Genomic DNA, 24,549 nt, shown 5'->3' with positions numbered 1-24,549 from the left:
ATCAATTGAAATCGGCGTTATGAGTTTGGAAAGTGTTTGGCGATCATCGTTAATGCTTGTTCTGCGATGACGATTTTTCCGTATTCTTCGAGACGATGAATCGTCATTTGCGAATCTTGCCCGTATTCAAGCAATATGCTTAACATATTGTCAATGTCGCGATCGGCATCTTCTTCTGTAAATTCGACGTACAAGTAGTAGTGATTTTCAAATGCGAATAGTTTGTTGTGTAATGTTGAAAAATCGCGACGGTGCGCAAGAGCAATGACGTCTTCAATCGTTTTGAAGCGGATGACGAATTGGAGCGGATTATCAGGTTCTGATGATGATGCTTTTATAATGTTAAAATGCTGGTCTAATATATGTTCGATTTTTTCATCAACCGGTAAGTCTTTGAATCGTTCATCGACAATTGGCAATTCGAGTCTGCTGCCGTCTTTTGAAATTTGCGCTTTTGTGACGAACACTTCTAACCCTTTTTCAAGAGCGTGCACTTGAATCCAAAGCGGTCCTTCTAAATAAATTTCTGCTTCTTGATGGATTTCATCCATCATTTCCCAAAATAATTCTTCGCTCCGTTCGCGATTGTACCAAATTTCTTCACGATCGAAGCCGCGTTCTTCAATATCTCCGTAAGATATATATAGTTTCAACGTATATTCATTGATGCGTTCGATTTCCATGTTCCTCAGCTCCCTTCTACGATTATCCAGTCAGGAAGGGAATGTATCCCCGAGCGTTCGCCCATCCTCCTACATCTTGTACTTCTATTGTATGACAAAATGTGAAAGAAGGGAAATAAAAAACGCCTAATTCAATAAATTTAGTTGTTCCCCTATTTTTTGTATTTGTTGCAGGAAAAAAGACGATGTTGATGAAAAAAAATGTGTGGAGAAAGGAGAGGTTATATGTTTGTCGCATTATTGAAAAATGGAGAAACATGTTCGTTGTTAGACGATTGGACGATCGAGCAGCTACATGTATTGCGAGCGACGCAGGCGTTTTTTTGTCCTGTTTGTTTAAAACGAGTTCAGTTGAAAATAGGGACAAAACGTATGCCGCATTTTGCGCACGAAACGAAATGTACGATTGAAACAGAGCGGGAGACATTTGCTCATTTACAAGGGAAACAACAATTGTATGAATGGTTGACAAATGAAAAAATCGAAGTAGAAGTCGAGAAGTATTTGCGGCACATTCAGCAACGTCCAGATGTATTTGTTCGACATATGCAACACATGTACGCGATCGAATATCAATGTTCCGTCATTCCATTCTCTTTATTCGCGAAACGAACGAATGCATACAAGAACGCACATATTGTTCCGATTTGGTTACTTCATACATCTCATGTCAAACGCCGCAGTTTGTTTTTTCAACTTTCCTCATTTTCATGGCTATTTTTCAACGATCAAGAAGTCATCCCGTTTTATTGTGCTGAGCGCCGAGAAGTATCGTTTCTTCATCATCTTATTCCGCTCTCTTCCACGCTCGCATACGGAGAATGGGCGACGTTTCCGCTTCATGCGATATCGTTTTCTTCTTTTTTTCAGACGCCACAACGACAACATGATGTTTTGTTCCATGCATGGCAAATGAAAAAGAAGCAATGGCGGCTATCTCCCCTATACTATCGCACAAATCGAACGTTTTGCCGCATCGTATATCATGCGCATATGACCCCATCGCTATTTCCTCATGAGGCAGGCATTCCGCTTCGCCATGCGTATTGGTTTGAGACGCCCCCATTTATTTGGCAAACGTATATGTTGCTTGAGATGATGCGTATTCCGCTTCATGTGACGTTTTCGTTTCATCAATTATATGAGCGAATGCGATATTTCATTCGTCAAAATCTTATTCATATTCGCCGCTTGCCGCTTGTGACAAAAAGTCATTATTCATATGCCCTTATGGATTATTTACATGCGCTCGTGTCGCTTCAATTTTTGAAAAAAGTAGGAAAACGTACGTTTCAGCGCATTCGGTCATGGTCGCTTCCGCGCAACGTTGAAGAAGCGATTCGTGGAGATGAGCAACTATTGCGACGAATTGTAAGCAAAAAAGAGGATTTTTTCACAAAACGAGAATAATATATAAGTAAACATTTTGATGTAAGAGGTGATTGATATGGCAAAAACGTTGCCGACACGCAAAGACGTTCCGGTAGAGTATACGTGGCGTCTTGAAGATATTTTTGCGACGGATGAACAATGGGAGAAAGAATTTGAAGAAATTATGTCGCTTCTTCCGAAATTTTCGGAATATAAAGGTAGGCTTGGAGAAAGTGCTCAAACGTTATACGAAGCGTTACAATATCGCGACCATGTGTTCATGCGACTAGGAAAATTGTATGCGTACGCACATATGCGCCATGACGAAGATACGGCTAATTCGCTTTATCAAGGATTGGAAACGAGAGCGGAAGGGTTGTATGCGGAAGCAGGTCAAGCGACGGCGTTTATCGTGCCAGAAATTTTAGCGATGGATGAAGATGTGTTGCGCACGTTTTTACAACAATACGAGCCGCTTCGTTTGTATGCGCATGAATTAGATGAAATGAACCGCCAACGTCCGCACGTGTTATCGGAAAAAGAAGAAGCGTTGCTTGCACAGGCGGCGGAAGTGATGAACGCATCAAGCAATACGTTCGGGGCGTTAAATAATGCTGATTTGCGTTTTCCGACGATTACAGATGAAAACGGAGAAGAAGTGGAAGTGACGCACGGTCGTTACATTCGTTTTCTCGAAAGCGAAGATCGCCGCGTGCGCCACGATGCGTTTAAAGCGGTATACGATACATATCGCAAATATGAAAATACGTTTGCGAGCACGTTAAGCGGAGCGGTGAAGCGCAATAACTTTTTTGCGCGCGTTCGCAACTATCGCTCAGCGCGCGAGGCGGCATTAAGTAAAAACCAAATTCCTGAAACGGTGTACGATAACTTAATTGAAACGATTCATCGCTATTTGCCACTTTTGCATCGTTACGTTCAATTGCGCAAGCGCGTGCTCGGATTAGATGAGTTGCATATGTACGATTTATATACGCCGCTTGTCAAACAAGTCGATATGAAAGTGACGTATGAAGAAGCAAAAGACATATTGTTAAAAGGATTGACGCCACTAGGTGACGAATATATTTCGATCGTAAAAGAAGGGTTTGATAACCGTTGGGTTGACGTGCAAGAAACGCGCGGCAAACGAAGTGGAGCATACTCGTCTGGTTCATATGGAACGAATCCGTACATTTTAATGAACTGGCAAGATAATGTGAACAACTTATTTACGCTTGCCCATGAGTTTGGCCATTCGGTGCATAGTTACTATACGCGCAAATATCAGCCGTATCCGTACGGAAACTATTCGATTTTCGTTGCGGAAGTCGCATCGACGTGCAACGAAGCGTTGTTGAACGATTATTTATTAAAAACGATCGATGACGAGAAGAAAAAGTTATATTTATTAAATCATTATTTAGAAACGTTCCGAGGGACGGTATTCCGTCAAACGATGTTTGCGGAGTTTGAACATATGATTCATCAAATGGCACAAAACGGGGAAGCGTTGACCGCCAAAGTATTGACGGAAAAATATTATGAGCTAAACAAAACGTATTTCGGGGATGGCGTCGTCATCGATGAAGAAATCGGCTTAGAATGGGCGCGCATTCCGCATTTTTACTACAACTATTATGTGTATCAATATGCGACAGGCTTTAGCGCTGCGACTGCATTAAGCAAACAAATTTTAGAAGAGGGTGCACCTGCGGTTGAACGTTATATTGAATTTTTAAAAGCAGGAAGCTCCGATTATCCAATTGAAGTGTTGAAAAAAGCAGGTGTCGATATGACGTCTCCAGAGCCAATTGAACAAGCGTGTCAAGTGTTCGAACAAAAATTACAACAGCTTGAGCAACTATTATAAAAGGCGACTGCGTGTCGCCTTTTTTTAATGAAATCCGCGAAAACGGTGGCGGTTGTTGAGGTAAGTAAAAAACGAGAAAAAAGAAAGAAATAAAAACGGAATGGATATGATGAGCGGAAAGAGCCGCATCAGTGCGAAAAAGTGAATAATGAGCGCAACGACGATCCAAACGATATGAACAATGAGCATCGAATCCCCCCTTTTTATTCATAGTAAGCGAGGGAGAAAATAATTATGACAAATGTGTGAACAAGCAAACAAAACACTTGTCAAGACATAGAGGAGTTTGTTAATATATAAACGTGAAGTGAATCACAATCAAACAAACTTATACCCCTTTGTTTGACCGTGAAAAATTTCTCCCATCCCCTTTGTTGTCTTTATGACAAAGAAAAAGGACTCGGCATCCCCCGAGTCCTTTTTCTTTATCCGATCCAGCGCCAAAATGAGCCGATTTTCTCCACTTTTTGCTTTAAACGCAACTTTTTTAATTCGCATTCCGCTTTGCTGTGTGGGATGTTGTATACCATCGCAATATCATCGGTCGTAACGAATAGCGCATGATGTAAAAACTGTTCAATTGGTGGAAGTGAAGATGGTTGAGGATGAAATCCGAGCATTTCATGGATTAAATCGACATATACGTCGTACGGATAACAGCCTGAAATTTTAATGCCTTCATCTTCAATGTTTTCGTTAAAAAAGACGAGCGTTGGAACTTCGCGAACGTCCATTTCTGCACTAATTTTTAAATCGCATTGTAGCGCTTTAACGGCACTTGGAGAAGATAAATCGTTTATAAACTCTTGCACATCTAAACCAGCATCGATGGCGCATTGAATGAGTGTGTTTGTTTCTGTAATCGTTTTGCCTTGAATAAATACAATTTCTTGTAGTTGACGCAAAAAGCGAATGCTCGCTTGACGCCCTTGCAATTCGGCTGCTTTCACAGCGAGCGAAGCAACGTATGGGATCGGCAACGGCGTTTGAAGAAGCACGCGGTCTTCACAGGCGATGCCGACGCGCGACGCATGCCGATCGATTCGTTTATAGCTGACGCCATTCAGCCGATCGAGTTGACCGGTTAAGACGTGACGCAAAGCAAAATATTGTCCGTATTCGATCCATAACTTTTTTAAAACAGGTTCAAGCGCCCAACAGTCCGGGCAAAGAGGATCGACAAATAAGTAAATTTCTAATTGCTTTGCCGTTCCTTCTTGCTTACCATTCACCTTCATGCTCCTTTCGCTCGTCATCTGGTGTATTAATCATATGTTGGGCAGTCAACATGAGCCGTTGATACAATTCATCTCGAACAGGTCCTTTTAGTCCGATCTCATCCATCGCTTCATGCATACACGCAAGCCATGCTTTTGCGCGCATTGGTGTAATTGGAAACGGCAAATGACGGGCGCGCAACATCGGGTGTCCGTGTTCTGCTGTATAAAGCGGTGGGCCGCCTAAATATTGCGTTAAAAATTGTTTTTGTTTTCGCGCGGTTTCCGTTAAATCGTTCGGGAAAATAGGCGCCAAGTCAGGATGTTTTGCGACTCGTTCATAAAAAGCATCAACGAGTTTTGAGACAACTTGTTCGCCTCCAATCGCTTCATAAGGGGATTGAAACATATGAAAAACTCCTTTGCCGAAAATATATACATATTGTAACAACGACTTTGTTTCATCTCAAACGATGTGACTTGCGGCATAGTACGTTTGCATTACTTTTTTCACGTAGTTCATCGTTTCACGAAATGGTGGAATGCCTCCATGTTTATCGACATTGCCCGGCCCGGCGTTATAAGCTGCAAGCGCAAGGGCGATATTGCCGTCGTACCGATCGAGAAGTTGGCGTAAATATTTTGTCCCACCTTCAATGTTTTGTTGTGGATCGAAGGCGTCTTGTACCCCTAACATGCGCGCCGTGCTCGGCATTAACTGCATCAGTCCCATCGCCCCGACGCGGCTTTTTGCTTGCGGATTGAAATTCGATTCATGGCGAATGACCGCATAAATGAGTTTCGGATCGACATCGTATTTCGCTGCAGCTTCGTCAATCCATTGATGTATCGTATCTTTATGAAGCGGTGCACTCGCTTTATATGTCGGCGCTTTCGTTTCTTCGTTTGTCATAAGCGGAAGCGATAGGCGCATCGTTTCCGTTTCTTCGTTCGTCTCTGGCGTTAACAGCTCGCGAAATAAGTCGTGAAACGATGTTGTTGGCGCTTCTTTTTTTCCTTGTAAATGTTGCAACGCTTGCAGTTCAAGAAGCAATTTCAATTGTTGCACGTTCATGATGATCGCTCCGTTTCGTATTTAGCTTCGTAAAATCGTTCAATTTTATTTTTCGTTTTTCGTTTTGGAATATGAAACGATTCGAGCAGTTGCGTAAACGTTTTTTCCCCTTCTGCTCGCTCGCTCGCTTCGTATTCGACTTCATAGTCAGCTACGTTCATGTATTCGCTATAATCGAAAACGAGCGTGCCATTTTTATACGGGCGTTCCGCACGCCGAGTTGTGAGCGATCCGAAACAAACGATCGCTGTCGGATCGATATGAAGCGCCTGCAATATGTTGGCGATGTCGCCTTGAAGTGATGTCGCACCCGAAATAAGTGCTGTCGCGGTTTCAGACGTTAGCGGCTCATGCGTTTCTAACAGCCCGTCTTCGTATGGTTGTTTTAATGTTAATGTATATGAGCCGTTTTTGAAACGAATGCGTAATGCGCTTTTTTGTTGTTTCAGTTGAAAGTCTGGCGTGTCAAAATAATAATTTTGTTGCACGTCCCATTCCTCATCGCGCACCGCAAACGCTGTCGTGAAACGGGAAAATTCGTCGGCTGTTAACAAGTTTTTAAATTCAATTTCTAATTCGTGCTTCATCGTTTTTTCTCCTTACATCATTCTACTTTTATTATCAACATGTACGCGAAAAAGTGCAACTAGTGAACATCGCTAGGTGAAATGTGGTAAAATAAAGGCGGACATCATGGATGACGGAGGAACAAACATGAAAATATATGTACATACAGCAGAAAAAAAAGAAAACGGATGGTACTTTTTATGTGAGGCGTCGCTTCAAGGATTAAAACCAAAACGACATATGCTTGTTGATTCCGATGCGTGTGCGTTCGTATACATATTAGAAGCAAGCGATGCATTTGTTTATGTCGTGATGCCGAAAGCGGTGTGGGGAGCGTTAAAGGGAGCGCTCGCGACAAACGAGCCGGTGTTTCTTGTCGGAAACGATGCAACAATCGAGTTAGAAGGCATTCATGAAGAAGTGGCATACTTAATCGAAAATATTGCAGGAAATGCAAACTACGGTGAAGAAATGGAACAGGCGGTAACGGCATTTTTCGCATAAGTAGGTGGTTGAATGGAAAGACATTGGGAATTTTTTTTAGCGCCGTATAAACAGGCGGTCGAGGAGTTGAAAGTCAAGTTAAAAGGGATGCGCGCTCAATTTGAAATGCAAGGGGTGCATTCTCCAATCGAATTTGTGACCGGAAGAGTGAAGCCAATTGCGAGCATTTTAGATAAGGCGCAAAAGAAAAATATTCCGCTCGATCAACTAGAAGAACAAATGCAAGATATTGCAGGATTACGTATGATGTGTCAGTTTGTCGATGACATTCAAACGGTCGTTGAACTGTTGCGCAAGCGCAACGATTTTACGATTGTCGAGGAACGCGACTACATTACGCAAAAAAAGGAGAGCGGTTATCGTTCGTATCATGTCGTTATTCGTTATCCGGTGCAAATGATTTATGGCGAGAAAAACATTTTAGTTGAAATTCAAATTCGCACGCTTGCGATGAACTTTTGGGCGACGATTGAACATTCGTTAAACTACAAATATAGCGGCAAGTTTCCAGAAGATATTCGCCAACGATTACAGCGCGCCGCAGAAGCCGCATATTTGTTAGACGAGGAAATGTCGAAAATTCGTTTTGAAATTCAAGAGGCACAAGCGGCGTTTTCGCGTAAGCAAGACGTAAAAGATAACGAGGGGTGAGGCGCGTGAAATTTGCGGTCATATCAAAAGGGGATGCGATATCAAACGAATGTATGTATAAAATTCGTACATATTTAACGGATTTTCGTTTAACGTATGATGAAGATGAGCCGGATATCGTCATTTCAGTCGGCGGGGATGGGACGTTGTTGTATGCGTTTCATCGCTATCGGAGCCGGTTAGAACAGACGGCGTTTGTCGGGGTACATACGGGCCATTTAGGCTTTTATGCCGATTGGGTGCCAGATGAAATTGAAAAACTCGTCATTGCGATTGCGAAAACGCCATATCAAATCGTGGAATACCCGCTTTTAGAAGTGACGATTCGATATGTGCGCGGCGGACGCGAAGCAAAATATTTAGCGCTCAATGAATGTACGGTGAAAAGCGTTGGAGGGACGCTTGTGATGGACGTTGAAATTCGTGGCGATTTGTTTGAAACGTTTCGCGGGGATGGGTTATGCATTTCGACGCCATCGGGAAGTACGGCATACAATAAAGCGCTTGGTGGGGCGATTTTACATCCATCGCTCGAAGCGATTCAAGTCGCAGAAATGGCATCGATTAACAACCGCGTGTTTCGTACGATTGGCTCACCGCTTATTTTGCCTGCGCATCATACGTGCATGTTAAAGCCGGTCAATGACGTCGATTTTCAAATTACGATCGACCATTTGTCGCTACTTCATAAAGATGTGAAGTCGATACAATGCCGCGTCGCCGACGAAAAAATTCGCTTTGCTCGCTTCCGTCCGTTTCCGTTTTGGAAGCGCGTGCGCGAATCATTCATTCAGTAGAAAGGGATTTGTATGTTTCAACTTCGTTGGATCGTCACACAACAACAAGATGGGATGCTCGTTCGTGAATTTTTAAAACAACAACATATTTCAAAAACAGCGCTCACCGATATTAAATTTCAAGGGGGGCGGATCGAAGTGAACGATGTGCCTGTGACCGTTCGTTACGTGCTAAAAGCAGGCGATGAAGTGTGCGTTTCGTTTCCACCAGAACAAAAAGGTGTACATATGGTCGCTGAGCCGATTCCGCTTGCGGTCGTGTATGAAGATGATTATGTGATCGTCATCAATAAGCCTCCGCACATGTCAACCATTCCGTCGCGCGAACATCCGCATGGGACGCTTGCGAATGCGTTATTGCATCATTACGAACAACAACAGTTACAAACGACGGTGCATGTCGTTACACGGCTTGACCGCGATACGTCCGGGCTTGTGCTTGTGGCGAAACATCGCCATGTGCATCATTTACTTAGCGAACAACAAAAGCAAGGGCGGGTGAAACGGCGGTACGAAGCGGTTTGCCACGGTTATGTCACCCCGCTCGTTGGAACGATTGATGCGCCGATCGGACGAAAAGGCGACAGCATCATCGAGCGGGAAGTGCGATTAGACGGTCAGCGGGCGGTGACGCATTATGAAGTATTGCAACAGAAAAATGAGATGACGCACGTGTCGATTCGATTAGAAACGGGGCGTACGCATCAAATTCGCGTTCATTTTTCTCATATCGGTCATCCGCTCGTTGGCGATGATTTATATGGGGGATTGCGGGAACATATCGACCGCCAAGCGTTACATAGTTGTGAGCTGACGTTTTTTCATCCGTTTTTTGAAAAAACGATGACGTTTCATGCGCCGCTCCCTGACGACATCGCCCGTTTGCTTTAATCAAACGGGCGAAACTTTTCAGCGACGTACGGCATCGTTGATGGAACAGAAACCGTCTCCATTTCCGGATAGCGAAGGGCTGTGAGTTGTCCACCGAATACGCAGCCGGTGTCGATGTTGACGGTGTTGTTTAGCCAGCGCGGCTCTTTGACGGGCGTATGTCCGTATACGATAAGCGCATCGCCTCGGTAATGTTTTGCCCAATCTCGGCGCACAGGGGAGCCGTCCGGATGTTTTTCACCTGTAATATCGCCGTATAACACAAACGTTTTTACTTTTTGATTCGATTTGCCAATATAGTCCCCTCGAATGCCGGCGTGGGCGATCACAAGTTTTCCATCGTCTAAGACGGCATAAAGCGGGGCGTTTTCGTACAGCTTCATAAATTGCGTACGAATGCGTGTTTTTGTTTTTTCATCCGCTTGTTCCCATTCGGCAACCGTCGTTTCAAGTCCGTGTGTCACTTGCACATTTCGACCGAGAAAAAAACGATACAATTTGTCGCAATGATTGCCTGGGACGTACACCGCTTTGTTTTGTTGAACGAGCGAGATGACCGTATCAATGACGCGCAATGACTGCGGACCACGATCGGCTAAATCGCCAACGAAAGCAAGCTTTCGTCCGTTCGGATGAATCGGGATATCGTGTTCCCAAACGTAGCCAAGCTTTTTTGTTAATAACATGAACTCGTGAAAACAACCATGAATATCGCCAATAATGTCGTACATTTTTCCTCCTTTCTACAAAAATAGCCGCATACAAGCGGCTATCATTGTTCAGCAGAAAACATAAATTTTTGTGTGCGCGAACGGACGTTTAAGACGAGCCCGATTGCGAGCATGTATGTGGCAAGCGAGCTTCCTCCGTAGCTGACGAATGGAAGCGGAAGACCAGTAATCGGTAGTAACCCGATCGTCATGCCGACATTTTGGAATACTTGGAACGTAATCATGCCGATGACGCCGGCGCATAAATAACTGCCGAATGGGTCGTGGCATTCTAGCGCAATTTGAATCATGCGGTAAATTAATAGGAAAAAGAGCGACACGACGATGCTTGACCCAATAAAGCCGAATTGTTCTCCGATAATGCTAAAAATAAAGTCGGTATGCGACTCTGGTAAATAGACGTCTAAGTTTTTATATCCTTTTCCATATAATTCCCCAGATCCGATCGCAAGTAGCGATTTAATAAGCTGAAACCCTTGATCGCTCGAATATTCGTACGGATTCAACCAGCCGTAAAAACGGTTTAATTGATATTGTTGAATTTTTAATACGTCTGGGAAATATAAAAACGCCACGATAAATGCTGTTGCGCCAAGTACAGCAACACCGACGATAGCGGCGATAATGCGCAAACGAATGCCGGAAACGAGAATGAGCGAGCCGGTGATCGCCATAAATACCATTGACATCCCCATATCAGGCTGACGCGCAAGTAAAAAAAGCGGCGGCAGTAGCGACAGTCCGATTTTTCCGAGCAGTTTCAAATCGTCTTGCAACGTCGGGTCATGGTATTTTTCACGATGGTTGACGATAATCCGGCTAATGACGATAATCATAAAAATTTTCATCAGCTCAGACGGCTGAAAGTTTCCGCCCGGCAGGCTGTACCAGCTCGTTGCTCCTTTAATCGTTAATGTACCCGGGACGTTTAATTCTAATCCAAGTAAAAGAATCATCCCGAAGCCGTACAAATACCAAGCGATTTTAAACAGTCGATCGTAATCGACAAGCATCGTCACCGCAATGACGACGACTCCGACGCCATACCACATGAGCTGCTTTTGCGCAAAGTTAATATGTTGCAGTTTAGCGGGGAGTGTTTCGCGTGCACTTTCGATAGCGACGGCGCTGACGATCGCAATTAAAAATAAAATGAACAATAAATGATAATCTATTTTCGATTGAACGGTTTTTTCGTTTTCCATCGTCGTTCCCCCTGTGTTTCATCGTGCATTCTCATTTTACATCGTTGCTTGCAAGTTGGCAAAGATTCGCGCATAATAAGAAAAGCGATTTTTGTCGAGAGGAGGGGTATTATGTTGCAGGCGTTATATGATGGAAAAATCGAAGCGTTTCGAAAACAGTTTTTAAAATTGCATCCGTATGATCGGGCGAAGTTTTACGTTGAACAAAGCCCAGAAGTGAGAAAACGCATGTATGAATATTTGTCGCCAGCGGAAATGGCGGAAATTTTTGACCACCTCGACATTGAAGAAGATGAATATAAAATTTATTTGTCGGAAATGGATCCGTTATTTGTGGCGCAAATGCTCGCGCACATGTATGCCGACAATGCGGCGGACGTATTAAATGAACTAGATAAAAACGAAGTAGCGAATTATTTAACGATTATGGACGATGAAGCGGCGAAAGATATTCAAGGGTTGCTTCATTATAAAGAATATACGGCCGGAAGCATTATGACAACGGAATATATCGCCATTCACGCCAATCAAACGGTGCGTTCGGCGATGCAAATTTTAAAAAGAGAAGCAGCGAATGCGGAAACGATTTATTATTTGTATGTCGTCAATGAACAACGGCAGCTCGTTGGGGTATTGTCGCTACGCGAGCTGTTGACATCGGATGATGATGCGATGATTTGTGATGTCATGAACGATCGGGTCGTTTCTGTATTTGTTGATGAAGATCAAGAAGAAGTGGCGCGCAAAATGCAAAACTACGATTTTTTAGCGCTTCCTGTCGTCGATATGAACAATCATTTGCTTGGGATTATTACCGTCGATGACATTGTCGACGTCATTTCGGAAGAAGCGACAGACGACTATTCGAAACTCGCGGGGGTTCCGGATGTCGATATTCAATACACTCCGTTCGAAGCGGCGAAAAAGCGGTTGCCGTGGCTCATTATTTTACTGTTTTTAGGCATGATGACGGCGAATTTAATTAGCCGTTTTGAAGACACGTTGCAAAAAGTCGCGATTTTAGCGGTGTTTATTCCGCTTATTGCGGGCATGTCTGGAAATACAGGGACGCAGTCGTTGGCGGTCGCGGTGCGCCGTTTAGCGATGGGGGATTTCGAAAAAGAAGGAAAGTGGCGCATGCTTGCACGCGAAGCGCTAACGGGGCTACTTATCGGTTTATCTTGTGGCGTCGTCATTACGATTGTTGTGTACGTATGGAAGCAACAGTTTTTCTTAGGTGTGCTCGTCGGATTAGCGTTATTTGCGACGTTGACGGTCGCGACAGTTGCAGGGGCGCTCATTCCGCTCTTTATGCATAAATTGCGCATCGACCCGGCTGTTGCATCTGGTCCGTTTATTACGACGATTAACGATTTAATTAGCATTCTCATTTATTTCGGTTTAGCGACGATGTTTATGGACTATTTATTATAAAATTCCCTATTTGAAAGTAGGGAATTTTTTGTTATAATCATATTAATACTAGGTTCTAATAACAAATCATAAATTTAAGGGGATGAACGAATATGCAATTATCATTACAAGGGAAGACATACGTCATTATGGGTGTGGCAAATAAACGAAGCATCGCTTGGGGCATTGCGCGTGCGCTTCATGCGGCAGGAGCACGATTAATTTTTACATATGCAGGTGAGCGTTTTGAAAATGAAGTGAAAAAATTAGTGGCGACGTTAGAAGATGACACAGCGCTTGTATTGCCTTGTGATGTAACGAAAGATGAGGAAATTGCATCATGCTTTGCGCAAATTAAAGAGCAAGTGGGCGTTATTCACGGTCTTGCGCATTGTATCGCGTTTGCGAATAAAGAACATTTAGAAGGCGAGTATATGAACGTCGATCGCGAAGGATTTTTACTTGCACACAACATTAGCGCCTATTCGTTAACAGCGGTGGCGAAAGCGGCGAAAGAGCTAATGACCGAAGGCGGCAGCATCGTCACATTAACGTATTTAGGTGGCGAGCGTGTCGTGCAAAACTATAACGTCATGGGCGTCGCAAAAGCATCGTTAGAAGCGAGCGTGAAATATTTAGCGAACGACTTAGGGAAATACGGCATTCGCGTCAACGCCATTTCCGCAGGTCCAATTCGCACGTTATCTGCGAAAGGTGTCGGCGATTTTAACTCGATTTTAAAAGAAATTGAAGAGCGTGCACCACTACGTCGCACAACGACACAAGAAGAAGTTGGCGACACAGCCTTATTTTTATTTAGCGACTTATCGCGCGGCGTGACAGGCGAAATTATCCACGTCGACTCTGGCTACCACATTTTAGCGCGCTAATTTGAAAGCTGTTTGGCATTTGCCGAACAGCTTTTTTCAGTAAGGGGGAATTAGAAAAAACTAGAGATCAAAGCAATGAACCACTGTTTCTATGAAACTTCGACAAATTTTGGGCGGTGAAAGGAAACGAAAAAATATTGTACGTACTTTAATACGTGTTATAATAAAATCAAGGGGAGAGGGAAATGAAGAGTTATTCTTCAAAACAATTAATTAAAATGATACAACAGGACGGATGGTACATAGTAAGAACGAGTGGCAGCCATCATCAGTTTAAACATCCTAGTAAACCTGGTTTAGTGACCATCCCCCATCCTAAGAAAGACCTACCAGCAAAAACGGTAAAAAGTATACTCAAGCAGGCCGGACTACTCTAAACCTGTACGAAAAGGAGGTTAATACCTAATGAATAAAAAAGATCGTTACATTTATCCAGCTATTTTCGATTACGATAGTGATGGAATATCTGTTGAGTTTCCCGATCTTCCTGGTTGCTTTACTTGTGGAGATACGGAAGAGGAAGCGTTTCAAATGGCAAAAGAAGCGATGGCATTGCATCTATATGGCTTGGAACAGGAAAATGAAGAAATCCCTCAACCTTCAAAAGTGTCAGAAATTCAAACAGAAAAACACCAAGTCGTTGTGTTCGTCGAAGTGTGGATGCCACCCTTCCGCCACGAAATGGAGAATAAAGCCGTGAAAAAGACATTAACCATTCCGAAATGGTTAGATGACCTTGCCAAACAATATAATGTGAACTATTCACAAATTCTTCAAGAAGCATTAAAAAAACATTTGGGAGCTACTGACCGATAAGGTGTAAACACAAAAAGCCTCATCCGTACATGAAGAAAAAATTCTCCAGGGACTAAATGAAGCATGTTTTAGCACGCTAATTTGAAAGCTGTTTGGCATCGACCAAACAGCTTTTTATGTATTATGGCATGCCCCTTTCTTTTTGCGCATATAGTAGTCGTAAAAAGGAGGGGTGTGAGAATGAAAAAGCGTGTGGAAAATGCGCCGTTGTTGTATATCGTTCAGCCGAATTTAGGGCCGAAAACGTGTTATATGCAACAGACGTTTCGGACGAAAAAAGAAAAGCTGTCGTATCCACCACCGTCATTTGCGAATTTTCGTGAGATGAATACGGCTGAGCGTATTGAATTTTTAGCGACGCTCCCGAATGAACTTCGCCCGGTGACGTGTGAGTTGAAAACGAAAAATCGCACGTATGAAGGAGTCATTCAAACGTGCGATAAGAAAAAAGTCGTTTTTACATTAAGTGAAGAAGAAAAAACGATCACGATCCCGATTGAACATGTCGTATCGGTATCGCTTATTGGCAAATCGTAATATATACACGCTCAAGCTGCTCGGCTGTGTTTGCGAAGGAAAACGTCGTTTCCGCTCGTTTTCGTCCTTCGTAAGCAAGTGCGAGCGCTTTTTCTTTATCGTGCAATAATTCGCTAATGGCGCGTGCGAACGCTTTTGGTGACGCATAGTCGTCAACGACAAGCCCGTTTACGTTATGTTCGATCACTTCGCTATTTCCGCCGCGGTTTGTCGTCACGATCGGCACGCCCGCCGCCATCGCTTCGTAATGTACGCGGGCAAGCGGCTCGTGCCATTGCGAACTGCAAACGAACACATCACCGATTGTGAATATGTGTGGAATGTATTCGGACGGAATGTAGCTTGTAAATTGAATACGATCGTTGTAAGGCTTCGCTAGTTGATGAAGGAAGCGCACATATTCGTTTGGACGATTGTCGCTAAACCATTTGCCTCCGACGATGACGAGCTTTGCCTTTGGACGTTCGGCTAATACATGATTCATGCTTTCGATTAACACGTGTACCCCTTTTGTTTTGCTTAACCGCCCGATAAATAAAATGACGTCATCATCTTCTGTTCCAAAACGTTGGCGCATGGTGGTGCGCATTTGTTTTCCTTCCTCCGTCCATGGCGGCGTGTAGCGTGTCGCATCGACACCTGAGTAGACGACGTGAATGAGATCGTCTCGGACATCGTATCGTTTTGTGACGGTTCGTTTCATATATTCACTTACCGTTGTGATCGCATCTACTTCCGCAATCACTCGTTCGGCAACGTCACGTTTCATTTTCATCGGCGAAAACATATCGTTATGCAAACTTGTGACGAAACGGCTGTTTGGCGCAGCTTGTTTGTAAAATAACACGTTTGCGGGGCGGTTAAAAACGTGAATGACGTCAAACGTACGCTTTTTTAGTTCGTTGACGATATGTTGTTCGTACTGTTCTTTTGGCACGCGCACATATTCGATGCCATCACGCTGTTCGTATGAGGGAAGCGACGGATCGGTAATCGAAAAAATAGTGAGCGTATGTTTGGCGGCAAACATGGGAGCGATGCCATCAATCATCAGTTGAATAGCGCCCCCTTTGACGGCTGGCGACGGCAATTTTTCTGTACAAATGAATGCGATGCGCATAGCTACCTCCCGTAAAGCGAGCGAATATATTCGACTTCACGACGCAACCCTTCTCGTAACGGCACGTTCGGGGCGTAGGCAAGCATGTTTTTTGCTTTTGAAATGTCCGCCCACGTATGTTTAGGCTCGCCGATCGCTTGATTGACATATTGTTTTTTTGCTTGTTTCCCGATCATGTTTTCAAGCATGGCAATGACGTCGTTAATAGATGCACGCTCTTTTCCACCAATGTTAAACGTTTCGCCAATCGCTTTGTCGTTGCCAAGTACAGCAAGCGTACCATTGACGCAGTCGGAAATGTACGTAAAGTCGCGCGTTTGTGTGCCGTCTCCGAAAATCGTGATTAGCTCATCAAACAACATTTGGCGAATAAAGCGATGAAATGCCATATCAGGTCGCTGGCGTGGACCGTATACAGTAAAATAACGTAAAATCGTCATCGGCACGCCAAACTCCGATTCATATACGTGGCATAAATGTTCGCCAGCAAGCTTCGTGATGCCGTACGGTGAAAGAGGAGTCGGAGTCATGTTTTCATGCACGCGCTCATGTTTTTCTCCGTAAACGGATGAGGTGGACGTATAAATGAACTGTTTTGGTCGATGTTGTTTACACGCTTCAAGCAACCGTTGCGTTGCTAATATGTTGTTTGTTGTGTATAAATCAAATGACGTTCCCCAGCTTGTGCGTACGCCCGGCATGCCAGCCAAATGATAAATGACGTCGACTTGTTTGACGATGTCGTCAAGCGGCAACGACAATAAATCACCCTCGAGCCATGTAAAACGGTCATGTTTTTTTAACATGGCGATCGTTTTTTCTTTCCATTGTTTTGGCGTCGGACCGGTGAAACAGTCGATGCCGATGACGTGATGGTGCTGTAACAATGCTTCGCATACGTGCGAACCGATAAAGCCAGCTGCTCCTGTAACAAGTATGTTCATCTGCGCCCCACCCCGATATAGTGTAGTCCTGCGTTTATGATCGCCTCACGAGGCAAGCTATTTCGTCCGTCGATGACGGCGTTTCCGTTCATCATTCGTTTTACTTCTTCCCAATTTAACTGTTTATACGCATCCCAATCGGTCGCAACGATAAGCGCATCAGCCTTTTTAACCGCTTCATCTATCGTTTTTGCTTGTTTAACCGCGACGTCGTGTGGAAGTGTAGCTTTTGGATCATGAGCAATGACGTCAGCGCCATGGGCGTGCAGTTTGTTGATGAGTAAAACGGCGGGAGATTCACGAATATCGTCTGTATTTGGTTTAAAAGCGATGCCGAGGACGGCAATACGTCTCCCAGCAAGTTCTCCTAACGTTCGTTTCATTTTTTGAACGTACCAATTGATCTGCGTGTCGTTTACCGCTTTTGTCGCTTCTAACATGTACGGTCGCACCATTTGTTCATACGCCATTTGAATAAGAGCTGTCACATCTTTCGGAAAACAAGAGCCCCCATAGCCGATCCCAGCTTGTAAAAAGTGCGGACCGATTCTTCCGTCAAGGCCGATTCCTTTGGCGACGTCGACAACGTCGACACCGTACGTGTCGCAAAGGCGTGCCATTTCGTTTATAAAGGAAATTTTCGTCGCTAAAAAAGCGTTGGCAGCATATTTTATCATTTCTGCGCCACTTAAACTTGTCACGACATATGGTGCATGAATGCCGGCATATAACGTTTGCATGACGGAAAGGGAACGATCATCATCGTCACGTAAGCCGATGACGATACGGTCAGGATGGAAAGAATCGTAAACGGCAGAGCCTTCCCGTAAAAATTCGGGGTTTGAGACGACGCGTACATGTTTTCCTTCGTTTTTTAGTCGTTCGTATATCCGTTCGTTCGTTCCGATCGGGACGGTGCTTTTCATGACGAGCGTTTGATGATCGCTTACATGTGGGATAAGCATGTCAATGGCGCGATTGACGTACGAGACGTCTGGTTTTCCTTTTACATCTGGAGGTGTGCCGACGCAAATAAAAATGACGTCTGCTTCTTGTATATGTTTTTGTCCATCATGATGAGAAAAAAGCCGACTTTGATGGTCGGTAAATAACTCAGCTAAACGTGGCTCGTAAATTGGGATTTCTCCGCGTTGTAAGGCGGCAATTTTTTGTTCGTTTTCATCAATACAATGAACGGTATGCCCGAGTTTTGCGAGAACAGCAGCTGTCGTTAATCCGACATAACCGGCACCAATGATACAAACGTTCATACGTTCACTTCCTTTACTCGTCTTCGTCTTCTGTTTTTTTCGTTCCAATTGTTGTTGTTTGTTCTTTGCCTGCGGCGACGAGCGCCTCGGTCGGAAACTCGACTGCGACGATGTCACGACAGTTGAGCGTAAGCGCTGTTCCTCCTTTTTTATAAAATGGGTCAACGATGATGGTTAATGTTTTCGCCAATGTGTCGACTTGCACGAGCTTCACGTTATAGTACGTCTCGTTGTTTGTGTGCACATGTAGTTCTGTTCCTTCGCTTAATGTCGAAAGTGTCGCGCACATTTGTTGGATATGGCGATGCTTCGCTAAAAGACGGTTGCTGAAAAAAATGTTATACACAGTTTCACATCCTTTTTTATGAATTGACTCATTGCATTATATGTGAAATGAAAAAAAGGGAATGGGCGAAAGCACTACATGTTTTGTGAATGGAGAACATAAAGTGAAGCGAGGAGGCGAGAGAATGGATGCTTTTCACTTTTTTTTGTTATGTGTTGCTTCATTTCGTTTGACGCGCTTACTTGTGTACGACCGCATTACGTCGTTTTTGCGCGCGCCGTTTCATGATGAGTTCGAACAAGACGGAGAGACGTATATTGTCATCAAAGGGACAGGGATAAGAAAGTGGATCGGGGAGCTGTTAAGTTGTCATTGGTGTACAGGGGTGTGGTGTGCGGCGCTGTTGTACGTCGGAACAGTTTATGCGCCAACCATGTTTATGCCACTTGTGTCGATATTAGCGATTGCAGGTGTCGCGTCTGTCATCGAAATGATTGTCCAAAAATGAAGCAAATAAAAAAGCGGGCGGATGCCTGCTTATTTGTTGATCACGATATGATTGAAAGACGATACCCCTTGTTTCAGCTGGCGGAAATAAACGAACGCTTCGACGACAATCGTTTGTACGATGCGCAATTCAAATGACGGAAAGCGCAGTTGTTCGTTTGGCAAAAGCGTCGTTTCATCGATTGGCTTTAACCAATATTCTCCTTCTTTTATTTTTTGGCGCCAATTGTCGACCGCAAACGTCCAACCGCCTTCTTCTTGCAGTTGTCGAAAGGAAAATTTTCCACTTAATTGCGCATGATCGGGAGGACGAAGGCGAAGGCAAATGATCGGATCGTTAAGTGGTGTATTACCAATATTTTCGACAACGAAATCGCCGATGACCGTCGTCGGCTCTTCTTTCTCCTCTGAAATCATGACCGCATACGTGAAATACGCATGCGCACGTACGATATCTTGTTTCATTTCTTTTTTTCGCTTTTTTTCTTCTTCAAGCGCCACTTCGTAAAAAAGAAGTTGTTGTTTTAATTGTTCGATGGTTTGTTCGTATTCGTCTAGTTGTTCGAGTTGCTTTTGTATATATTGATTGCGCAATTGCTCGCGCTTTAACTCGGTTTCGGCAAGCTGCAAAAGTTGTTTATATTTCGCCACTTCCGAGCGATAATGAATAATTTTTTGTTGCAGTTGAATATGGTTCATCATATCCCTCCTTTCTTTTTCATGTATATGTAAAAACGAAAAAAACATCAATAAAAAAAGGCTGCTGAACGACAACAGCCTTTTCATTCATTAATGTGCCGGGAATACTTCTGGGCATTGCGGTGGGAATTTGTCTGTTGGGCAAAGTGTTGCTTCTAAAATTTCTTCGCGCGGTTGGCAGAAGCGTGCTTCGACTTCGATTTTTACGTCTGCTTCCATTTGCACTTCTACGCATAATGTAATCGATACATCAAGCTGAGAGAAGTTGTCAGTGCAAATTAAGCTTGCGTCACATTCGAAAAACGAAATGTGGCAATCGAGCGTCGTTCCTTCTGGTGCGCATAAGATAAATGTTTGTGCCGTCGCAAATGGGATTGGGCTAGATTCGCAAACGACGTGGCCGTTCGCATTAACGACTTGCACGACAACGTGACCTTTTACGAGCACTTTTACTTTTTGTAATGTAACTGTGTCGCCTGATGGAAGTGTGACGTGAACAGGTTGACGTCCGTTTGGTTGTAAAATTTCTTGGCAAATTAACGCGTTGTTGTCGACTGTGCGATCAATGCGATTGCCTTCATCGTCTGTTAAAAAGCAGCGAATCGAGAAATCGCCAGCACTTAAACCGTTTGATGCGAAAAAGTCACACACCGTTTGCCCGTGACGTGGACATTTGCTTTCAGGGAAAATCGCTTCCAAATCCCCATTTGAAAAACTGCGCAACGGCACATCGACTTGACGAGTAACCCAGTCATACACTTTGCGTGTTTTAATACACACTTTTTCTTTACGCTCTTTATGATGCGTCATGCCTCGTTCCTCCTATTTCAGTTTTTCCCGTCGCATGTATCGGGACTACTGTATAGTATGAGAAAGGTAGGTAAGTGTGCAGGGATAAGTGCGGAATTTTTTTGTCATAAATGAGCGTCCGTTTGAATTGTTATGTAGTAGAAAGGGGTGGGCATATGCAAGAAATAGATATGTTGCGGGCGGAAAATGTGTTGTTAAAAGAGTTAGCGGAGTTAAGTGAACAACGTTATCAAGAAGTGAAACGGTTAAAAAAAGAAAACGAGGAGTTAAAAAAGCAAATTGAACAACTGACAAAACAGTTATTCGGGCAAGGAACAGATTCGTGGTTTATGCATACGGTCAAGCGCCAACAAGCGTTAAAACAAGGCGGACAGCTGCCACTTTCGACCCCATTTTCATTTACGGAAAAAAAGAAATAGAGAAAACGCATAGTCGTTCGCTCCATCTTTTTCATATGCTATTGTATCTTACACGTGTGGAGGGTTTGACAATGGAAAAGAAAAAGCCAATTGTTCTCGGTGGATCACAAGCTGCAAAAGTATATACATCTTCACCAGCACCTGTAAAAAAAACAGGCGGTTGTGGATGTGGAAAGAAATTAAAACAATAGCATGGGGGAGAAAATGATGGAGCGTTTTAAAAATTACGGACTATGGTTAGCGATCGGTTCGTTTATTGCGCTTTTGCTTCAAACGTTTGGGGTTGATTTAGATTTAGGAAAATATGAGCAATTATGGAATGCGTTTTTAAGCATTTTAGTGATGGCAGGCATTTTAAACAATCCGTCGATCGGAAAAGGATTTCGTGATAAACCGTAGCTCCTTTTAGGGGCTATTTTTTTTGTATAACTTTGTCATATGAGCGCATGCTATTGTGTGAAAAAGGAAAAGGAGGGTTTATGATGACTGTCGCCAGTTCTGTCAAACAAACGTTAGCGGGGTTAAAGTCGGCGCAAGCAAGTTTTGAAACGTTTGCGTTGCAAACAGAAAATGAAAAAGCAAAACAATTGTATCAACAAGCGGCACAACAAACGCAAGCGATCGTCGATTTAGTAGCACCGCGCTTGCAAGAAATTGAACAAGAAGAGCCACAATATAAACAGTAAGTAATGCGGGTGTCCAATAAGGGCGCCCTTTCGTTACATGCATAGAAAGGTGAATGCTATGAAAAAATGGCTTGTACTCATTTCCGTTTTTTTTCTTATGAGTTGTGCACATGAACAGAAAGAACAAAACCAGTCGCTTCAACAAGAAAATATCACCAATGTTAGTCATAACGGAAGCGCGAAACGAAGCGACCAACAACATGCCGAAAAAGCCGTACAGATGTTAAAGGAACGACAAGATGTGAAAGATGCGGTGGCGGTTGAGGCGAACGGACGGTTGCTTGTCGCGTATCAAGTGAAACATTTGCATCGCTTTCGAATGAAACAAATTGAAAAAGATGTACGGAATATGTTAAACGATGCGTTCGATGAAAAAGTGATCGCCTCGCACGATTTGAAAATTTTTTGGAAAACGAAAGCGTTAAAAGAAAAAATTGAAACGAAACAGATGAACGAAAAAGAAATCGAAAAAGAAGTAACGGTCATTCAAAAATTAAGTGAAGAACAAACGTGAGGTGAGATGATGGCAAACGAAAAGCGAAAACATTTAACGCCCGTTCAACAACAGTATCATCAATTTGAACAAGCGCGTGAAACGAAGCGACCGGTGTTAAAAAATTGCGTGCGTGCCTTTTTTGTTGGCGGTTTGATTTGTGCGATTGGCCAAGCAATTTCTTATTTTTATATGTACTTTTTCGACTTTACGGAAAAAACGGTCGGCAATCCGACGGTGGCGACGATGGTATTTATCGCGATGTTGTTAACCGGTTTTGGCGTATACGACCGATTGGCGCAATTTGCCGGGGCAGGAAGTGCGGTGCCTGTCACCGGATTCGGCAACGCCGTCATTTCCGCCGCCATTGAACATCGGACGGAAGGATTCGTGCTCGGCGTTGGCGGCAATATGTTTAAACTAGCTGGTTCTGTCATTTTGTTCGGTACGTTTTCCGCTTTCGTCGTGGCGCTTATTAAAACGATCGCGGTGAAATGGGGTGGGCTCGGATGATGAAAGGACATCGCACATGGGTGTTTGAAAACCGTCCGGTCATCGTCGCCGCTGCCACAGTCGGCGGACCGTTTGAAGCGAACGGAAACATTGCCGATGATTTTGATTTGCTTCATGAAGACCTTTGGCTCGGGGAAGATTCGTATGAAAAAGCGCATAAAGTGCTGTTTGAAGAAGCGTTTTTTCAAGCGATGGCGAAAGCAAACATCGAAAAAGAACAAGTGCAATTCATTATTTCTGGCGATTTAATTAATCAAATGACGCCGTCAAGCTTTGCGGCACGCACGCTTAGCACCCCGTATTTAGGTGTATTTGGCGCTTGTTCGACATCGATGGAAGCGCTCGCGTTAAGCGCGTTTATCGTCAATTACGGCGGAGCGAAGTACATATTAACAGGTGCCGCAAGCCATAACGCTGCCGTCGAAAAGCAGTTTCGTTATCCGACCGAATACGGTGGGCAAAAGCCGCCGACGGCGCAATGGACGGTGACTGGGGCAGGGGTAGCGCTCGTCGGAAGTGAAGGAGATGGTCCACGCATTACATCGGCGACGATTGGGCGCGTCGTCGATATGGGATTGACCGACCCGTTTAATATGGGCGGGGCGATGGCGCCAGCCGCAGTCGATACGATTGAAGCGCATTTACGCGATATGCAAGTCGATGCGTCGTATTACGATTTAATTGTCACGGGCGATTTAGGAAAAATCGGCCGCACCGTCTCGCTCGATTTGTTGCGAAAAAACGGGATGGAGCTTGAAGAAGAGCGATATCAAGATTGCGGGTTAATCATTTATCGCGAAGGACAGCCGGTGTTGTCGGGAGGGAGCGGGGCAGGGTGTTCTGCGACGGTCGTGTACGGTCATTTGTTGAATCGTATGAAGCGAGGAGAGATAAAGCGCATGCTTGTCGTAGCGACAGGAGCGCTTTTATCGCCGCTCACGTTTCAACAAGGCGAGACGATTCCTTGCATTGCCCATGCAGTTGCGATTGAATATGGAGGCGATCATTCATGATGGCGATGTTTTTCTGGGCGTTTGTCGTCGGAGGGCTTATTTGCGTCATTGGACAAGTGATGTTTGATGTGTTTAAGTTGACGCCTGCCCATACGTTAAGCGCACTCGTTGTGACAGGAGCGATTTTAGACGGATTTGGATTGTACGAGCCGCTTATTGATTTTGCAGGTGCAGGGGCAACGATTCCCATTACAAGTTTCGGTAATGCGCTCGTGCACGGGGCGATGCAAGAGGCAGAAAAACATGGCATTGTCGGGGTGTTGACGGGCATGTTTGAAGTGACGAGCGCCGGCATTTCAGCAGCCATCGTATTCGGTTTTATCGGAGCATTATTATTTAAACCGAAAGGATAGAGGGACATGACGATTGGTTCACAAGTGAAACAAAGTTTAGCGAACATGAAAGCGATTCATGCGACGCTACAAGAGCTTGCGCTGACGTCAACGAATGAGGAGGCGCAGCGTGCGTTTCATGACGCGATGTTACAGACGGAACAAATGATTGCGGCATTAAAAGGACGCATCGCGACGCTTGAGCGCGAAGAGCCGCAATATAAGGGGATGTAAG

The 24,549-nt window shown here is 44.1% G+C and carries 34 protein-coding genes; 20 read left to right on the top strand and 14 right to left on the bottom strand.

Features of this window, described 5'->3' with window-relative positions; all coding sequences use genetic code 11:
* Positions 1-17 precede the first annotated feature (17 nt).
* Positions 18-683 (bottom strand): adaptor protein MecA, encoded by a 666-nt coding sequence (gene mecA / locus LD028_RS14165; RefSeq protein WP_237812134.1) that lies wholly within the window; start codon positions 681-683, stop codon positions 18-20.
* A gap of 225 nt (positions 684-908) precedes the next feature.
* Here mecA and LD028_RS14160 point away from each other — a divergent pair, with 225 nt between their 5' ends.
* Together LD028_RS14160 and pepF are read left to right on the top strand one after the other, a co-directional pair.
* A complete protein-coding gene (locus LD028_RS14160) occupies positions 909-2,093 on the top strand; it encodes a competence protein CoiA (RefSeq protein WP_237812133.1) in 1,185 nt (394 codons plus the stop codon).
* A 37-nt stretch (positions 2,094-2,130) separates the two neighbouring features.
* Positions 2,131-3,927, top strand: a complete 1,797-nt coding sequence (gene pepF / locus LD028_RS14155; RefSeq protein WP_237812132.1) for an oligoendopeptidase F — start codon at positions 2,131-2,133, stop codon at positions 3,925-3,927.
* Between the two features lie 24 nt (positions 3,928-3,951).
* Here the strand turns inward: pepF and LD028_RS14150 are convergent, their stop codons facing one another.
* From LD028_RS14150 to LD028_RS14130, 5 genes are all read right to left on the bottom strand, one after another.
* The gene (locus LD028_RS14150) at positions 3,952-4,116 is read right to left on the bottom strand and encodes a hypothetical protein (protein WP_237812131.1); all 165 of its coding nucleotides are present in this window, start codon (positions 4,114-4,116) and stop codon (positions 3,952-3,954) included.
* A gap of 236 nt (positions 4,117-4,352) precedes the next feature.
* Complete coding sequence (locus tag LD028_RS14145; protein WP_237812130.1) at positions 4,353-5,165, bottom strand: ClpXP adapter SpxH family protein; 813 nt, start codon at positions 5,163-5,165, stop codon at positions 4,353-4,355.
* Positions 5,149-5,553, bottom strand: coding sequence for a globin domain-containing protein (locus LD028_RS14140; RefSeq protein ID WP_237812129.1), 405 nt, complete (start codon positions 5,551-5,553; stop codon positions 5,149-5,151). Before LD028_RS14140 ends, LD028_RS14145 begins: the two co-directional genes overlap by 17 nt.
* Before the next feature lie 57 nt (positions 5,554-5,610).
* On the bottom strand, positions 5,611-6,219 hold the full coding sequence (locus LD028_RS14135) for a lytic transglycosylase domain-containing protein (RefSeq protein ID WP_237812128.1): 609 nt from the start codon (positions 6,217-6,219) through the stop codon (positions 5,611-5,613).
* Positions 6,216-6,806, bottom strand: coding sequence for a CYTH domain-containing protein (locus LD028_RS14130; RefSeq protein ID WP_237812127.1), 591 nt, complete (start codon positions 6,804-6,806; stop codon positions 6,216-6,218). Before LD028_RS14130 ends, LD028_RS14135 begins: the two co-directional genes overlap by 4 nt.
* A gap of 127 nt (positions 6,807-6,933) precedes the next feature.
* Between LD028_RS14130 and LD028_RS14125 the strand changes: the two genes are divergently transcribed.
* Genes LD028_RS14125 through LD028_RS14110 form a run of 4 tightly spaced genes read left to right on the top strand, consistent with a single transcriptional unit; the run spans position 6,934 to position 9,629 of the window.
* Entirely contained in the window at positions 6,934-7,290 is a 357-nt protein-coding gene (locus LD028_RS14125) for a UPF0738 family protein (protein WP_035019771.1), read from the top strand.
* A gap of 12 nt (positions 7,291-7,302) precedes the next feature.
* Entirely contained in the window at positions 7,303-7,941 is a 639-nt protein-coding gene (yjbM, locus tag LD028_RS14120) for a GTP diphosphokinase (RefSeq protein WP_006318786.1), read from the top strand.
* A 5-nt stretch (positions 7,942-7,946) separates the two neighbouring features.
* Positions 7,947-8,738, top strand: coding sequence for an NAD kinase (locus LD028_RS14115; RefSeq protein ID WP_006318785.1), 792 nt, complete (start codon positions 7,947-7,949; stop codon positions 8,736-8,738).
* A 12-nt stretch (positions 8,739-8,750) separates the two neighbouring features.
* Complete coding sequence (locus LD028_RS14110; protein WP_237812126.1) at positions 8,751-9,629, top strand: RluA family pseudouridine synthase; 879 nt, start codon at positions 8,751-8,753, stop codon at positions 9,627-9,629.
* On the opposite strand, the gene prpE is transcribed toward LD028_RS14110, so the two are convergent.
* Together prpE and LD028_RS14100 are read right to left on the bottom strand one after the other, a co-directional pair.
* Entirely contained in the window at positions 9,626-10,360 is a 735-nt protein-coding gene (gene prpE, locus LD028_RS14105; protein WP_237812125.1) for a bis(5'-nucleosyl)-tetraphosphatase PrpE, read from the bottom strand. The genes LD028_RS14110 and prpE overlap by 4 nt on opposite strands.
* 41 nt (positions 10,361-10,401) lie before the next feature.
* Positions 10,402-11,565 (bottom strand): FtsW/RodA/SpoVE family cell cycle protein, encoded by a 1,164-nt coding sequence (locus LD028_RS14100; RefSeq protein WP_237812124.1) that lies wholly within the window; start codon positions 11,563-11,565, stop codon positions 10,402-10,404.
* Positions 11,566-11,676: 111 nt separating this feature from the next.
* Here LD028_RS14100 and mgtE point away from each other — a divergent pair, with 111 nt between their 5' ends.
* The 5 genes from mgtE to LD028_RS14075 all read left to right on the top strand — a co-directional run bounded on the left by mgtE (position 11,677) and on the right by LD028_RS14075 (position 15,221).
* Entirely contained in the window at positions 11,677-12,999 is a 1,323-nt protein-coding gene (mgtE, locus tag LD028_RS14095) for a magnesium transporter (protein WP_237812123.1), read from the top strand.
* A 92-nt stretch (positions 13,000-13,091) separates the two neighbouring features.
* Positions 13,092-13,868 (top strand): enoyl-ACP reductase FabI, encoded by a 777-nt coding sequence (gene fabI, locus LD028_RS14090; RefSeq protein ID WP_006322799.1) that lies wholly within the window; start codon positions 13,092-13,094, stop codon positions 13,866-13,868.
* 185 nt (positions 13,869-14,053) lie between these two features.
* Positions 14,054-14,245 (top strand): type II toxin-antitoxin system HicA family toxin, encoded by a 192-nt coding sequence (locus tag LD028_RS14085; protein WP_035046168.1) that lies wholly within the window; start codon positions 14,054-14,056, stop codon positions 14,243-14,245.
* Between the two features lie 28 nt (positions 14,246-14,273).
* On the top strand, positions 14,274-14,684 hold the full coding sequence (locus LD028_RS14080; RefSeq protein WP_237812122.1) for a type II toxin-antitoxin system HicB family antitoxin: 411 nt from the start codon (positions 14,274-14,276) through the stop codon (positions 14,682-14,684).
* 180 nt (positions 14,685-14,864) lie between these two features.
* Entirely contained in the window at positions 14,865-15,221 is a 357-nt protein-coding gene (locus LD028_RS14075; protein WP_035020845.1) for a CotO family spore coat protein, read from the top strand.
* Here the strand turns inward: LD028_RS14075 and LD028_RS14070 are convergent.
* From LD028_RS14070 to LD028_RS14055, 4 genes are read right to left on the bottom strand one after another with little or no spacing between them, the layout of a single operon-like run.
* Positions 15,205-16,341, bottom strand: coding sequence for a glycosyltransferase family 4 protein (locus LD028_RS14070; protein ID WP_237812121.1), 1,137 nt, complete (start codon positions 16,339-16,341; stop codon positions 15,205-15,207). The genes LD028_RS14075 and LD028_RS14070 overlap by 17 nt on opposite strands.
* 2 nt (positions 16,342-16,343) lie before the next feature.
* Complete coding sequence (locus tag LD028_RS14065) at positions 16,344-17,285, bottom strand: NAD-dependent epimerase/dehydratase family protein (RefSeq protein ID WP_237812120.1); 942 nt, start codon at positions 17,283-17,285, stop codon at positions 16,344-16,346.
* Positions 17,282-18,556: a UDP-glucose dehydrogenase family protein gene (locus tag LD028_RS14060; RefSeq protein WP_237812119.1), complete on the bottom strand. Its 1,275-nt coding sequence runs from the start codon at positions 18,554-18,556 to the stop codon at positions 17,282-17,284. The genes LD028_RS14065 and LD028_RS14060 overlap by 4 nt, the downstream gene beginning before the upstream one ends.
* A 13-nt stretch (positions 18,557-18,569) precedes the next feature.
* A complete protein-coding gene (locus LD028_RS14055; RefSeq protein ID WP_237812118.1) occupies positions 18,570-18,902 on the bottom strand; it encodes a hypothetical protein in 333 nt (110 codons plus the stop codon).
* Positions 18,903-19,026: 124 nt separating this feature from the next.
* On the opposite strand from LD028_RS14055, the gene LD028_RS14050 reads away from it, so the two are divergent.
* Positions 19,027-19,350 carry a DUF1360 domain-containing protein gene (locus tag LD028_RS14050; RefSeq protein WP_035065006.1) on the top strand — a complete coding sequence of 108 codons (324 nt, stop codon included), beginning with the start codon at positions 19,027-19,029 and terminating at the stop codon, positions 19,348-19,350.
* Between the two features lie 29 nt (positions 19,351-19,379).
* Here LD028_RS14050 and LD028_RS14045 read toward each other — a convergent pair whose 3' ends face one another.
* On the bottom strand, positions 19,380-20,048 hold the full coding sequence (locus tag LD028_RS14045; protein WP_237812117.1) for a mitotic spindle assembly checkpoint protein MAD1: 669 nt from the start codon (positions 20,046-20,048) through the stop codon (positions 19,380-19,382).
* Between the two features lie 90 nt (positions 20,049-20,138).
* Positions 20,139-20,858 (bottom strand): BMQ_0737 family morphogenetic spore coat protein, encoded by a 720-nt coding sequence (locus LD028_RS14040; protein ID WP_237812116.1) that lies wholly within the window; start codon positions 20,856-20,858, stop codon positions 20,139-20,141.
* A 155-nt stretch (positions 20,859-21,013) separates the two neighbouring features.
* Here LD028_RS14040 and LD028_RS14035 point away from each other — a divergent pair, with 155 nt between their 5' ends.
* From LD028_RS14035 to LD028_RS14000, 8 genes are all read left to right on the top strand, one after another.
* Positions 21,014-21,277, top strand: coding sequence for a spore coat protein regulator YlbO (locus LD028_RS14035; protein WP_035065017.1), 264 nt, complete (start codon positions 21,014-21,016; stop codon positions 21,275-21,277).
* A gap of 207 nt (positions 21,278-21,484) precedes the next feature.
* Positions 21,485-21,676: a phage holin family protein gene (locus tag LD028_RS14030; protein ID WP_237812115.1), complete on the top strand. Its 192-nt coding sequence runs from the start codon at positions 21,485-21,487 to the stop codon at positions 21,674-21,676.
* A gap of 83 nt (positions 21,677-21,759) precedes the next feature.
* Positions 21,760-21,963 carry a DUF1657 domain-containing protein gene (locus LD028_RS14025; protein WP_009362150.1) on the top strand — a complete coding sequence of 68 codons (204 nt, stop codon included), beginning with the start codon at positions 21,760-21,762 and terminating at the stop codon, positions 21,961-21,963.
* Between the two features lie 58 nt (positions 21,964-22,021).
* Positions 22,022-22,477 carry a YhcN/YlaJ family sporulation lipoprotein gene (locus LD028_RS14020; RefSeq protein ID WP_237812114.1) on the top strand — a complete coding sequence of 152 codons (456 nt, stop codon included), beginning with the start codon at positions 22,022-22,024 and terminating at the stop codon, positions 22,475-22,477.
* Positions 22,478-22,486: 9 nt separating this feature from the next.
* A complete protein-coding gene (gene spoVAC / locus LD028_RS14015; protein WP_035020855.1) occupies positions 22,487-22,969 on the top strand; it encodes a stage V sporulation protein AC in 483 nt (160 codons plus the stop codon).
* Positions 22,966-23,982 (top strand): stage V sporulation protein AD, encoded by a 1,017-nt coding sequence (gene spoVAD / locus LD028_RS14010; protein ID WP_237812113.1) that lies wholly within the window; start codon positions 22,966-22,968, stop codon positions 23,980-23,982. Before spoVAC ends, spoVAD begins: the two co-directional genes overlap by 4 nt.
* On the top strand, positions 23,979-24,335 hold the full coding sequence (gene spoVAE, locus LD028_RS14005) for a stage V sporulation protein AE (RefSeq protein WP_035048897.1): 357 nt from the start codon (positions 23,979-23,981) through the stop codon (positions 24,333-24,335). The genes spoVAD and spoVAE overlap by 4 nt, the downstream gene beginning before the upstream one ends.
* 6 nt (positions 24,336-24,341) lie before the next feature.
* Positions 24,342-24,548, top strand: coding sequence for a DUF1657 domain-containing protein (locus LD028_RS14000; RefSeq protein ID WP_012575625.1), 207 nt, complete (start codon positions 24,342-24,344; stop codon positions 24,546-24,548).
* The last annotated feature ends 1 nt before the right edge of the window (position 24,549 follow it).

This window comes from Anoxybacillus sp. LAT27, from assembly GCF_022030075.1.
GTDB lineage: Bacteria > Bacillota > Bacilli > Bacillales > Anoxybacillaceae > Anoxybacillus > Anoxybacillus kestanbolensis.
The sequence above is the reverse complement of the archived record's forward strand: the minus strand, read 5'-3'. Positions and strand labels throughout refer to the sequence as shown.